The organism is Rathayibacter sp. AY1E3, from assembly GCF_002932235.1.
In the GTDB taxonomy this organism is placed as follows: Bacteria; Actinomycetota; Actinomycetes; order Actinomycetales; family Microbacteriaceae; genus Rathayibacter.
This window is the reverse complement of the sequence record NZ_PSVN01000026.1, coordinates 15810-27247: the sequence shown is the minus strand read 5'-3', so window position 1 is coordinate 27247 and position 11438 is coordinate 15810. Positions and strand designations below refer to the sequence as shown.

Sequence of the window (11438 nt, the reverse complement as noted above, 5' to 3'; positions counted from 1 at the left end):
TGTGCGGGGACCCCGGGCGGGGCGGGGGGGGGGGGGAGGGGGGGGGGGGGGGGGGGGGGGGGGGGGGGGGGGGGGGGGGGGGGGGGGGGGGGGGGGGGGGGGGGGGGGGGGCACCCTCCCGATGAGCGTTAGACAGTCTCCTCGGCCGGATCACGCGATCCCCCTCGTTTTCGCCGTGATCTTCACCGTTTTCGCCGCCGCTCTCGGGTTGATGTCCTCTCTCTACATGTGGGATCCGGCAGAGGCGTGCGAGGTTCGTGGAAGCTACTCCAGCTCCGAGAGCTTCCTGTGGAATCCGCTGTGCGTGGACGGTTCGGCTGTCCAACCGCTGTGGATGACGGTGGCTGGCGCTGCCGCATTGATCGGTGCCGGCGTCTGCGTCGTCCTCGCGATCGCTTTTCGAGTGCTCAACCACGAGCGGGAAGTCCCGCCGCCCGTCGTCTCGCACTGGGAGTGAGCAGTCAAAGGTAGATTCGCCGGATGACGACGACTCGGACCTCCCACTCGACTCTCGCCCTGCTGCTCGCCGTTCCGGTGTTCGCGCTCGTCGGTTGCGCCGGTTCGACGGCGGGGGCTCCGGCATCGACGTCGGCCGCCGCGCCGGCGTCGACCGCGACCGCCGCCCCGACGTCCGCCCCCGCTACTCCGGCGGCGACCGCGACTGCGGGTGCGGCGGCGGCTGGTCCGGTGTGGCCGGCGGACCCGTGCCGGGACACGCAGCTCACGGTCACGGTGGAGGACCGGCCCGAGCTTTCCGGGGCGGGCCAGGAAGAGTTCGCGATCGTGCTCACGAACGCCTCGGATCAGGCGTGCTCGTACTTCGGGTGGCCGGGCGTTCTGATGCTCGGTGCCGATGGGACGCAGCTCACCACCGCCGGCACGTCGGGTGCGGAAGCGTTCCCGGGGGCTCTCGCCCCGGGTGAGTCGGCGCAGGCGGAGGGCCAGCTCTCGGCGGTCGGCGCATACGACTGCACGCCGACGACCGCGACGACTGTCCGGGTGCTCGTCACCTCGGACGGCGCCGGACCGGGAATCGACACGCCCTCCGATTTCCAGGTCTGTGGCGGGGACGGTCGGAGTGACTTCACGACCGGGCCGCTCACGCCGGCGTCCTGACTCTTCTAGAGTCGCGGCTGCGGTCATGGACGGGCTCGAGGGTGGAGACAGCTTCGTGCTGTTCCTGGTTCTAGGTGCCCTTCCCTTCCTCCTTCTGGTCGCCGTGGTTTCGGTCGTCACGATCGGCATCCTTCAATGGATCGGAGGGCGGGGGCGGCCCCGTCCGTAGACTGAGTGCAACCACCCCTTCGGCACGGCGCCGACCGGAACTCAAATGAGTAAATGAAGCAATGAGCACATGGGTGTGGTGTTGATCGCTTTGTGGCGGCAGTCTTTGATCGCTCCTTGACGTCGCGCTACGCGTGCGTCGGATCACCGAGGATTTCAGCGAGTCAGGAATTTCGCGAGAAACGTGCGGTAAATCACTGTGAGCTGCTGCAGATCGCTTACCACGACGTGTTCGTCGATCTGATGGATTGTGCTGCTGATGAGGCCGAATTCGGCGACCTCGCCATAGTGGGCGATGAATCGCGCATCGGAAGTTCCTCCGCCGGTATCCAACGAGGGAGTTCGCCCGGTCACGGATGTTACCGCCTCGGATAACAGCGCGACGTGGCTCGATCCAGCAGTGATGAAGGGGTCGCCACTTACCTCGACTAAGAGGGTGAAGTCGGTTGCGAACTCTTCTGCCGCCCGGCGGATCAAGCCCTCGAGGCTCTCGGCTGAATGAAGGTCGTTAAAGCGAATGTTCAGATGCGCGGTTGCTTCGGCGGGCACCATGTTGTTCGCCGCATTGCCGACGTCGATCGTGGTGATCTGGAGACTCGACGGCTCGAAGCACTCGGACCCCTCGTCGAGTGGTGTTGTGGCGAGTCGGTTGAGAACGCGGATGAGGCGGTGCACCGGGTTGTCGACGAGGTGGGGGTAGGCAACGTGCCCCTGGAACCCGCGCACCGTCAGGTTGGCGTTAAGGCTTCCGCGCCGTCCGATCTTGATCACGTCGCCGATCCGCTCCGGGTTCGTCGCTTCGCCGACAAGGGTGAAGTCCGGCATGTCGCCGCGATCGGCGAGCCACTCGAGCACACGCACGGTGCCACCTGTGGCCGGCCCCTCTTCGTCTCCGGTGATCAGGAGGCTGACCGACCCAAGGTCGAGCACTTCGGGCTGCGTCTGCGAGACCGCTGCGAGGAAAGCGGCGATGGCGCCCTTCATATCGCTGGCACCTCGACCGATGATCGTCCCGTCGCGGAGTGTCGCATCGAAGGGGTCGGAGCTCCACTCGTTAGAGCCTGGGGGAACGACATCGGTGTGACCGGCGAAGCACAGGTGCGGTCCGTCGATTCCTCGGCGGGCGTAGAGATTCGGGGTGCCATCGAAGTCCAGCCGATGAACGATGAAGCCAAGGCTCTCAAGTACGCCTGCCACGACATCGAGGGCTCCGTCGTCGCTCGGAGTGACCGAAGCACATCGGATCAAAGACTGCGTGAGCGCGACGGGGTCCACGGGAGCGAAACTATTCGGCACGGAGACACCGTACCTGCAACATCAACTGCATCTCGGAAAACAACAGCTTTCTGAGACGCCCGGTCGGCATCGCTGTCGCGGTGTCGGGTCCGCGCGATTCCGAGGTCGCAGATGTCTCGAAAATGCGTCTCAACAGAAACCGTCTCAGGGTCATGACTGCGAGGAGTTTGTGAGTCACACTGGTCGAGTGAGACTTCTTGGATACACCCGCGTGAGCACATCGAGTCAGGATGCGCAGTTGCAGCTCGACGCGCTGGTGGCTGTCGGCGTTCAAAAGCGCGACGTGTTCGCTGATGTCACCTCCGGGAGCAAGACCGCGATCGAGCGCCGAGGGATGAAGAAGCTCCTCGAGCATGCAGAGTCCGGTGACACCGTGGTCGTGTGGCGAGTTGATCGGCTTGGCCGCTCCTTGATGGACGTCCTGAACACGGTGAACCTGCTGCGTGACCGCGGCATCCACGTCCGGTCTATCTCTGATGGCATCGATCCGGCGACGTCGACGGGCCGGCTGATGCTCAACATGCTGGCCACCCTCGCCGAGTACGAGCGCGAACTGATCGTCGAGCGGGTGAATGCGGGGATCGCAGCGGCGCGGCAGAACGGCACACGCTTCGGCCGCCCACTGTCCGATCCTGCAGTAATCGCCGACAAGCTCGCCATCGCCTCCGATGCTCGAGCGAAGGGCCGCACCGCCGAAGACGCAGCACGACTCGTTGGCTGGAGTCGCGCCACCCTCTACCGTCACCAGCAAGCCCTCGCCGGCCGCGAGAGCACCGCCATGTAGCAAATGCCATAGACGGTGACGAGCGGTGGCGAATTCTCCGACTTCACGTCGAAGATCAGATACCCCTCGCCGCCCTCGCACGAGACATCGGCATCGGCCTCCGCACACTACAGCGCTGGCATCAGCTCTACCGAGAAAGCGGCGTCACTGCTCTCGATCCGCACCAGCGATCGGACGCTGGTGTACGTCGAACGCCGCCTGAGCTCGTGGCGTTCATCGAACGACTGGCTTTGAGCAGGCCGCGACCAGCGCTGACCACGCTGCACCGCCTAGCAAGCGCTGAAGCAGATCATCATGGCCTGTCGGCGCCGAGCTACGCCACCGTCAGGGAAATCGTGCAAGCTCTAGACCCGGCGCTCGTAACACTCGCGTTGGAAGGACCGGCCGCCTATCGAGACAAGCACGAGCTGGTGTTTCGCCGACGCGCCGAACGTCCCAACCACATGTCGCAGGCGGATCACACCGAACTCGACATCCTCATCATGGGCACCGGGGGCGCGCCCGATCGGCCGTGGCTGACGATCGTGATGGACGACTATTCGCGCGCGATCTGCGGCTACATCGTCTTCGCCGGGGCACCGTCCGCGATGAACACAGCACTTGCTCTCCGTCAGGCGATCTGGAGAAAGCCCGACCCGACGTGGGCTATGTGCGGGATACCTGACGTTCTCCACGTCGACCACGGCTCCGACTTCACCAGCCACCACCTCGAGCGCACCGCCATCGAGCTGCGCATCCGCATCATCCATTCCATCGTCGGCAGACCCCAGGGCCGCGGCAAGATCGAACGCTTCTTCCGCACCATCAACACCGAACTCCTCGCTACCCTCCCGGGGCACCTCGGGCCCGGCAGCAGAAGCCCCCACCCAGTACTTGATCTGGCGGCCCTCGACCAGGCGATCGGCGCCTTCGTCAGGACCTAGAACGAGCGCCCGCATCGCGAGCTCGAAGCCTCTCCGCGAGACGCATGGGTTGCTGACGGCTGGCTCCCGCGTATGCCTGACAGCCTCGAACAGCTCGATGGGCTTCTTCTCACTGTTCCGAAGAATCGCGTCGTGCAGCGCGATGGCATTCACTTCCAGGGCCAGCGCTACCTCGCCCCGACGCTCGCACCCTTCGTCGGGCACACCGTCACGATTCGATATGACCCACGTGACGTCTCAGAGATCCGGGTCTACGACCGCGACACCTTCGTCTGTGTTGCCGTCGACGAAGCTCACCCCAACCTCCGACTCAGCCTCCGCGACATCGAAGCCGCCCGCCGCGCCCGCCGACGACGACTCCGGCACGTCATCAACGACCGCATTCCCACCGCCACCGTCCGGGAGGAGCCGCACAGCGTCGCGCCCGTTCCCCATCGGCGCCGGCTACGCACCTATGAAGAGGACGAGTGATGAACCAGGCCTTCATCGTGACCAAAGAGCACCGACGCTTCACCGAGTTCGCCAACGCCGTCCGCAAGGAACGAACCATCGGCATCTGTCACGGTGATGCTGGTGTCGGCAAGACCAACTCCGCCCGCCGCTATGCGAACTGGGACGCTCTCGAGCCCTACATCAACGAATGGGGCCCGCGAGGAGATCACGACGCCAAGCACTACGCCCTCGCCAACCGATCCCGCACCGTGTTCTACACACCCGAAGTACTCTGCCGACCCAAAGACCTCATGCACGACATCGACCATTGGCAAATCAAAGTCGGCCTCTGCGCCGACGAACATCTTCGCTCCCTCGAACCTGACCCGCCTTTCAAAGCACGACCAGTGGCTCACCTCGTCGAGCTACTCATCATCGACGAAGCCGAACGACTCACACCCACCGCACTCGAGCTGCTCCGCGACCGACACGACCGCGAACACCTCTCCATAATTCTGATCGGCATGCCCGGCATCGACCAACGCTTCCGCCACTACCCGCAGCTCTACAGCCGCCTCGGCTTCTCCCACCATTACCGCGCCCTCGGTCGCGACGAACTCCTCTTCGTCCTCGACCGCCACTGGAAGCGCCTCGGCCGCACCCTCGACCCCGACGACTTCACCGACGCCCAAGCCATCGCCTCCATCGAACGCATCACCCGCGGCAACTTCCGCCAACTCGAACGACTCTTTCCGCAGATAGCCCGCGTGCTCAAGATCAACGACCTCGAAACCATTACCGACGACGTCATCGAAGCCGCTGCCAGCATCCTCGTCATCGGCTACTAGCGCCACGCAACGATCAAGAGACGCCGCCACTTAGCGATCAACTGCACAAACGCGGCGCGCCGAGCAGTGTTGTCCTATAACTTGTCACTCATTCTACGACTCGTGAAAGGGTCGGGTTCGGGGTTCTGTGACGACCGATGCTAGGCGAGGGACGATGATCTCCGTGACTTCGCTGGTGCCATTACCGGGTTTTGATTCCCAGGCCCACGTCTCCTTCATTCGAAGCAGCCCGGTTGGGTCGAGAACAATCTCGGAGACGCAGGATCCCGTCGAGGTCTCGCCGTCCTCGTTGAGCTGGCAGTAGCGGAACGCCACCGTGTCACCGGTTCGAGTGCCGACAAGGAATCCCCGCCGGACTGCGCCGCCGGCGTAGGTGGCCCACACCTCGCCGTCCGCTTCGTGGTAGTCGAAGACAGTCTCAGGTCCTACTTCGCCGCCGACTGTGTCGCGGACAGCCGCGAAGCGGTAACCGTCAAGAGAGGGCAATGAGCTCGATGCGTTCATAGGAAAAGACTAGGGACGAAGTGACGGCAACTCCGGGGCAGGGGATCTACCGCGTCCAGTGCAACACCTCCGGCGAGGAAGATCATGCGCGAGCCGGCGGGAACTGTCGCGGCGTACGCATACTGCGCTGCGCCGGAGAGGCTGTTGGAGCGGATGAGGCTCACTACTGAAGTCACTGGCGTCACGCTCCGCCGTCGTCGGCCCAACGAGTCTTCCACGGCCGGGCACCAGATCGGCCCGGTGAACCATCCCGATACGGGACGGTGCCGGCCCCGCCTGCCGGTTGCAAGTAGACAAAGGCGCGGTCTTGAGTACGGTGGCGCCGTGAAACGAACAGGCGAGGGAATGGCGGGACGGCATTGCGCCGCTACGGCGCTCATTGCTGCTGGCGCACTGATGCTCGCCGCGTGCTCAGGTTCACCAGCTCCGGAGGGTGATCCGATCCGGGCAGCTCGCGCGTTGCGCGACGCGCCGCTGATCGTGCAGGAAGGCAACGCTGCCGACACCTGCGGAGAGTTCGTGCTTGATCAAACCGAGCTCGTGCCCATCAACGCGGTCGCATGCCTCGACACGGCAGCAGCAGCGGGCGAGGAGGCGGAGCTCGCCTGGAGTTCTCTCACGGATGAAGGGGATCCCGTCGTCTCTTTCGCCTACACGGCACCCTGGAACGCAGGGATCGTCTTCTCTCTGACAAACGAATACAACTGCTACGCGGATGATCACGGTTGGACCACCGGCCTCTGCCCGGACGCAACCACCGCAACCTCCGATTTCAGCCCCGAGACGTGCCCCGGTCCTGTGGAGGGATGAGTCCACGCGGACGACGAAGATGGCCCGCTCAACCATCCCCTTACGGAACACATGATCGTGGAGTGCTGAACGTTCTGATTCATGGCGTGTTCACCGACGTGCCGGACCATGATGCTCATGGAAACACGAGAACTGGCATGGGGCATTCTGGCGTGGCCTGCCGTTGCGGTCCTCGCGCTGGTGCGAACCGCGGGCAGCTGGGATGTATCGGGCGGGTCCGCAGCAGGGCTCATCGCGGGCACGGCAGCTGCGTTCACTGTCGCGGGCGCACTCCTGTGGCTTCCCTCGAGTCTCTGGCTCGACCGGCGGACACTCCGCTTCCCGCGCGTCGGGCAGGCGGCCGCGTTCCTGGGCCTGGGACTCGCGATCGGCGCCGCCGCCTCCACCGCGCTGGTACTCGCGTCGGGAAACGCGACCTGGCCCTCCTCCGCGGGCCTCATCACGGAATATGCAGTCACGGCAGGAATCGCTTCCCTCCTCGGCTGGCTCCTCGCCGCCACCCTTCGTGCGAAGAAGCTGCCGATCGTTCAGACGGCGGCGAATCGCGTGAACCGCTGAATGATCCGGGTCGTCGATCGATCAGCGTGCCAGCAGCAGTCCGGCCAAGCCGATGACGACCGGCACCACGGCAAAGGCCAGGAAGAGGTAGGAGAGCACGAGTCCCACCGTCGACTCCCAGCGAGGACCGACGTGTCGTCGCGCCTGATGACCGACGAGGACGCCGGCCAGCGGGAGAAGGTACTGCAGCGTGGTCGCGACTCCGATGACCAGGGGATCGCCCACCCACAGGTGGGCCACCGCCAGGTATCCGACGGCGTAGGACACGACGGCGAGAACGCCCAGCACGAACGCAGCCCGCGTCCACCCTCGTCCGCTCCGCCGCGCGGTACCCGTCTCCTTCATCACACTCATACCTCCACTGTACGAATCGCTCCTCGCGCACGCCCGCCCCTCGGAGCATGTGCCGGTCCTTCGCCCGACGTCTCGTTCGGTGACACGACCACGCCTCGGCGAGCTGCTGTCCAGCGTCAGCCGGCGAGCCGGCGTCCACAACGAGGACGCGACTCGGATTCGGAACATGTCCGATGGCTGCCTCGATAGCCTCAGCGCATGAAGATCCGAGCCGGTTCGCCTGACGATCGCGGGCCCTGCATCGACCTCTGGCTGGAGGCACTCAGAGCACGAGACGGATGCAGTCAGGACGACGCGGTCGCCGAGAGGGCTCGAGCGAAGTTCCACCGGCCTCTCGTTCGGTTCGCCGTCATCGGCTCGGATCCCCTCGGGTTCGCTCTCACCGTCGACACGGGCGATGGTCCGGGCCGACACAGTGCGCTGCTCGAACTGCTCGCCGTCGCACCGAGCGAGACGGGGCGCGGGATCGGCCGGGCACTGCTCGACGACGCGGTCCAGTCCGCCTCTCAGCTCGGCTACCTCGTCCTGAAGCTGCACGTCCGCGCCGGAAACGATCGGGCGGAAGGGCTTTACAAGGCGTCCGGCTTCGAGCCTCACGGGGATCCCGCGCCGCATCCGCTCGGTGGTCATCCGATGATCGAGTACGCGCGGACTCTGACTCACGTCAGCAACTGAGGACCTCCGGCCACCGATCCCCGTACGTGCCACCTCGCGCGACCGGATCACATGCGCACTCAACGCTGGTCGAGCGGTCGGGTCATGGCAACCTCATCCCATGAGCGTGAGCGACGGACAGGCCTGTGCCCCACGGGACCTCGACGTGCTCACCGACCGGCTCCGACTGTGCCGGCCCGCCGAGACCGACCTGGACGAGCTGTTCCGCCTCTACACCGATCCGCGGATCGCGGAAGAGGATCCGCTGCTCCTCCATCTCTCCGCCGATCAGACCCGGGCCGTGATCGCGTATCGAAGGACCCAGTGGACACGGGACGGACTCAGCAGCTGGGTGATCCGCCGGCGCGACTCCCCCATCGACAGCCGTGATCTGATCGGAATGGGTGGATGCACTCTGCTCTCCGATGCAGCCTGGAATGTGGCGTTCACCCTCCACCCCGACCACTGGAGCAAGGGCTACGCGCAGGAGGTCGCCCTCGCCGGCATCGAACTCGCCCACCGCCTCCGACCGGAGCTGCCCGTCACCGCGGTCGTCCCAGAACGCAACGCACGCTCCCGCCGCACCATCGAACGACTCGGCCTCGCGCTCAGATGGGAGGGTCCGGACGCGCACAGCCCAGACCCGACCGCACGAGTCGTGCTCTTCGCCGACCGCCAGCTCTCCGCTGAACAGGTCCGCCGGCTCACCGGCTGAACCCGATCGCCGATCGGCTCATCCGCCAGCTCAGCGAGAGCTCCCCTCACGGGCAGCGAGTCGGCACCGCCGGTGAGCATGGCGATCCTCCGCTGCGGGAACTGCAAGCGAAGCCGACCTGTCGGTCCCCCAGCCGGCGCCTCCCCCTCCCCGCTCCTCGATCCCCGACCGCAGGGCAACGAGACACGACGACGCTGCGCTCGGGAGTCCACCGGCAACTCCTTGAAGGGGCAGCGCCGTCCGTCGCCGGACGGATTCACGTCCACCTCTTGTTCATTCCGGCTTCGTTGTCCAGCGCCGTCGGCTGCCCTAGCGTTCGGCAGGTGGACACCAGGAGATCGACCTCGACCGGCTCTAGCTCCGTTGTGTCCTGGGTCGCTCTCGCGTCAACCGGCGTCGCCGCCGCGACACTCTGGATCGCGGACGCCGTCTGGTACGGGATCCCCGAGTCGGGTGGCCCGGGAGTCAGTCTGCTCTTCATCGGCGGATGGGGTCTTCTCACGTGCGCCGCCCTGCTCACGGTCGGCGTGCTCATCCATCTGGCGCCCTCCGCGCTGAGCCGCCACGGAAAACGCCCCGTCGAGTTCGTGCTGCCGAGCGCCGCACTCGTCCTCATCGCGGGGATCCTGCTCGCGCATCCGCTGGCGGGCAGCGCTTTCGCCTGACCCTCACCGGCATCGACCCTCGAAAATGTCTCGGCGCCTCCGGGCCCTCTCGTCAACGGGCTCTGGTGGCTTCACAATTACAGCGAGGGGTGGAACCGTCCGGGTCGGTGCACCCCTCGCTGCCGGTTGGCCGAACGCGCGCCAACCTCGAACGACCAGCAGCCAGGGATCGCCGATCGAGCGGTCACAGCCTAGATTTTCTAGACGGTCTAACTAAGTCCCCTTTCCGGGTGAGGTGGATCGTGCAGGCGATGCTGGTGCTTCGGCTGACCGCGGGCGCCGAGTTGGGAGCGGCGCGATCCGATTTCAAGGTCGATCACTCCTGGTACGGGTCGAAGCGGTGGGCGGGGCGGGGTGCGGTGGTCGTGGTGGTCATGGTGGGGCCTTCCTGTGCAGCAGTGGGAGAAGAGGAGGGGGCGGGGACCGGCGCGAGCCGGTCCCCGCCGGGTGGGGCTAGCTGAGCCCTGCGGCGTCGGCGGGGGTGCTGTCGCCGGTGACGACCTGCTCGACCGGGGAGAGCGCGTATCCCCAGGCCGCGAGCTGGCGGAAGTACTCGGCAGTGCGCTCGTCGCCGCGGCGCCAGGACTCCTTGCTCGTGTGCGCCTCCTGGCCTCCGAGGACGACGGCCAGCGCGACCAGGCGGGCCTGCGCGGGGTTCGCCTCGACGAGCGCTGCGAGGGCGTCGGCGCGGTAGCCGGAGGGGCGCTCGATGCGCAGCAGCGTGTGCGCGAGGTCGCTGCCGCCCGTCATCCCGGAGGACACCGCGAACCGGTGAGCGGTGAGACCGAGGGCGATGACGCGATCCGCGTCCTTGGGGAGGGTCTTGCGGGCGAGGAAGGTCGCGATCCACTCGCGGCGCACCTTCTCGGCCGCGTTCCACGCCTTGTTGTTGGCGATGAGCACCTTCCGCTCCGCGGACTTCTCAGCCCGCTCCTCCTCGGCCTCCTCCTCGGTCTGCGGCTGCTCGGGGGCTCCGTAGGCGTAGGTGAATCCGGCGGCGGTCAGGTCCTGAACCAGGAGGGTGACCTCGACCTCTCCGCGCCAGCTGGTGTCGATGAGCACTCCGCGCCCGGGAGCGGCCGCGACCTGCTCGGGGGTGACGCTCTTCCCGTCCTCGCCGCGCAGCTGCCGCACCGGCGTCCACGTCGCCTGGTCGCCGTAAGCGTCGGAGCGGGTGAGGATCTGGAAGCCGTTGCCGGTGTACTCGGCGGCGGTCGCCGCGAGGAGCCCCTGGTGCGCGGCCTCGTCGCGGAGGGTCTGCGCGGTGTGCTCGAACTGGGCCGGGTCGTGCGTGGCGACCTCGATCAGGGTCGCGCGGGCGTCGGCGTCGTCCTCGAACTCCAACAGCACCGCGGCCTGGTCCAGGGTCAGCTCGTGCTCGTGGAGAACGGATGTGACGGTCGCGGACTCCGCGACCGTGAGGCCCTTCTTCACGGCGTCGGTCTTGGTGCCGGTGCGCTTGGCGATCGCTGCGGCGGTGACGCCCTCGAACGCGAGCTGCGCCCACGCGGCGGTGCGGTCCGCGACGCTCAGCTCGGCGCGCTGGTCGTTCTCGATGATCTGCTGAACGATCCGGTACTTCCGAGCCGCCAGCAATCAGTCAGGTGGACG

The 11438-nt window shown here is 66.3% G+C and carries 13 protein-coding genes and 1 pseudogene; 10 read left to right on the top strand and 4 right to left on the bottom strand.

From position 1 onward, the window contains the following. The first annotated feature begins 175 nt into the window (after window positions 1-175). Together C5C53_RS15460 and C5C53_RS15455 are read left to right on the top strand one after the other, a co-directional pair. A complete protein-coding gene (locus C5C53_RS15460; RefSeq protein WP_104223367.1) occupies window positions 176-457 on the top strand; it encodes a hypothetical protein in 282 nt (93 codons plus the stop codon). A gap of 77 nt (window positions 458-534) precedes the next feature. Further along, complete coding sequence (locus C5C53_RS15455; protein WP_146085357.1) at window positions 535-1116, top strand: DUF4232 domain-containing protein; 582 nt, start codon at window positions 535-537, stop codon at window positions 1114-1116. Window positions 1117-1440: 324 nt separating this feature from the next. Here C5C53_RS15455 and dapE read toward each other — a convergent pair whose 3' ends face one another. Further along, window positions 1441-2559, bottom strand: coding sequence for a succinyl-diaminopimelate desuccinylase (gene dapE / locus C5C53_RS15450; protein ID WP_219813989.1), 1119 nt, complete (start codon window positions 2557-2559; stop codon window positions 1441-1443). 208 nt (window positions 2560-2767) lie between these two features. On the opposite strand from dapE, the gene C5C53_RS15445 reads away from it, so the two are divergent. From C5C53_RS15445 to C5C53_RS15435, 3 genes and pseudogenes are all read left to right on the top strand, one after another. Then, on the top strand, window positions 2768-3364 hold the full coding sequence (locus C5C53_RS15445; protein ID WP_104223370.1) for a recombinase family protein: 597 nt from the start codon (window positions 2768-2770) through the stop codon (window positions 3362-3364). Between the two features lie 8 nt (window positions 3365-3372). Beyond that, window positions 3373-4758 (top strand): annotated as a pseudogene (locus C5C53_RS17625) (Mu transposase C-terminal domain-containing protein). After that, window positions 4758-5567 (top strand): AAA family ATPase, encoded by an 810-nt coding sequence (locus C5C53_RS15435; RefSeq protein WP_104267943.1) that lies wholly within the window; start codon window positions 4758-4760, stop codon window positions 5565-5567. The pseudogene C5C53_RS17625 and the gene C5C53_RS15435 overlap by 1 nt, the downstream one beginning before the upstream one ends. 93 nt (window positions 5568-5660) lie before the next feature. Here the strand turns inward: C5C53_RS15435 and C5C53_RS15430 are convergent, their stop codons facing one another. Then, on the bottom strand, window positions 5661-6071 hold the full coding sequence (locus C5C53_RS15430) for a hypothetical protein (RefSeq protein ID WP_104223373.1): 411 nt from the start codon (window positions 6069-6071) through the stop codon (window positions 5661-5663). 324 nt (window positions 6072-6395) lie between these two features. Between C5C53_RS15430 and C5C53_RS16870 the strand changes: the two genes are divergently transcribed. Further along, a complete protein-coding gene (locus tag C5C53_RS16870) occupies window positions 6396-6881 on the top strand; it encodes a hypothetical protein (protein ID WP_146084686.1) in 486 nt (161 codons plus the stop codon). A 117-nt stretch (window positions 6882-6998) separates the two neighbouring features. Beyond that, on the top strand, window positions 6999-7439 hold the full coding sequence (locus C5C53_RS15420) for a hypothetical protein (protein WP_146078479.1): 441 nt from the start codon (window positions 6999-7001) through the stop codon (window positions 7437-7439). Between the two features lie 21 nt (window positions 7440-7460). Here the strand turns inward: C5C53_RS15420 and C5C53_RS15415 are convergent, their stop codons facing one another. After that, entirely contained in the window at window positions 7461-7793 is a 333-nt protein-coding gene (locus tag C5C53_RS15415) for a hypothetical protein (protein ID WP_104226378.1), read from the bottom strand. 198 nt (window positions 7794-7991) lie between these two features. Here C5C53_RS15415 and C5C53_RS15410 point away from each other — a divergent pair, with 198 nt between their 5' ends. The 3 genes from C5C53_RS15410 to C5C53_RS15400 all read left to right on the top strand — a co-directional run bounded on the left by C5C53_RS15410 (window position 7992) and on the right by C5C53_RS15400 (window position 9827). Further along, on the top strand, window positions 7992-8468 hold the full coding sequence (locus C5C53_RS15410) for a GNAT family N-acetyltransferase (RefSeq protein WP_104267941.1): 477 nt from the start codon (window positions 7992-7994) through the stop codon (window positions 8466-8468). A gap of 100 nt (window positions 8469-8568) precedes the next feature. Further along, a complete protein-coding gene (locus C5C53_RS15405; RefSeq protein WP_104267940.1) occupies window positions 8569-9162 on the top strand; it encodes a GNAT family N-acetyltransferase in 594 nt (197 codons plus the stop codon). A 365-nt stretch (window positions 9163-9527) separates the two neighbouring features. Beyond that, window positions 9528-9827 (top strand): hypothetical protein, encoded by a 300-nt coding sequence (locus C5C53_RS15400; RefSeq protein ID WP_104223378.1) that lies wholly within the window; start codon window positions 9528-9530, stop codon window positions 9825-9827. Between the two features lie 453 nt (window positions 9828-10280). Here C5C53_RS15400 and C5C53_RS15395 read toward each other — a convergent pair whose 3' ends face one another. Further along, window positions 10281-11423: a hypothetical protein gene (locus tag C5C53_RS15395; protein WP_104267939.1), complete on the bottom strand. Its 1143-nt coding sequence runs from the start codon at window positions 11421-11423 to the stop codon at window positions 10281-10283. Between the last annotated feature and the right edge of the window lie 15 nt (window positions 11424-11438).

What these genes read in the sequence shown, in the direction of transcription:
- C5C53_RS15435 (WP_104267943.1), top strand. Translation starts at nt 4,758, where the DNA reads ATGAACCAGGCCTTCATCGTGACCAAAGAGCACCGACGCTTCACCGAG.
- C5C53_RS15410 (WP_104267941.1), top strand. Translation starts at nt 7,992, where the DNA reads ATGAAGATCCGAGCCGGTTCGCCTGACGATCGCGGGCCCTGCATCGAC.
- C5C53_RS15430 (WP_104223373.1), bottom strand. Translation starts at nt 6,071, where the DNA reads ATGAACGCATCGAGCTCATTGCCCTCTCTTGACGGTTACCGCTTCGCG.
- C5C53_RS15415 (WP_104226378.1), bottom strand. Translation starts at nt 7,793, where the DNA reads ATGAGTGTGATGAAGGAGACGGGTACCGCGCGGCGGAGCGGACGAGGG.
- C5C53_RS15420 (WP_146078479.1), top strand. Translation starts at nt 6,999, where the DNA reads ATGGAAACACGAGAACTGGCATGGGGCATTCTGGCGTGGCCTGCCGTT.
- C5C53_RS15405 (WP_104267940.1), top strand. Translation starts at nt 8,569, where the DNA reads ATGAGCGTGAGCGACGGACAGGCCTGTGCCCCACGGGACCTCGACGTG.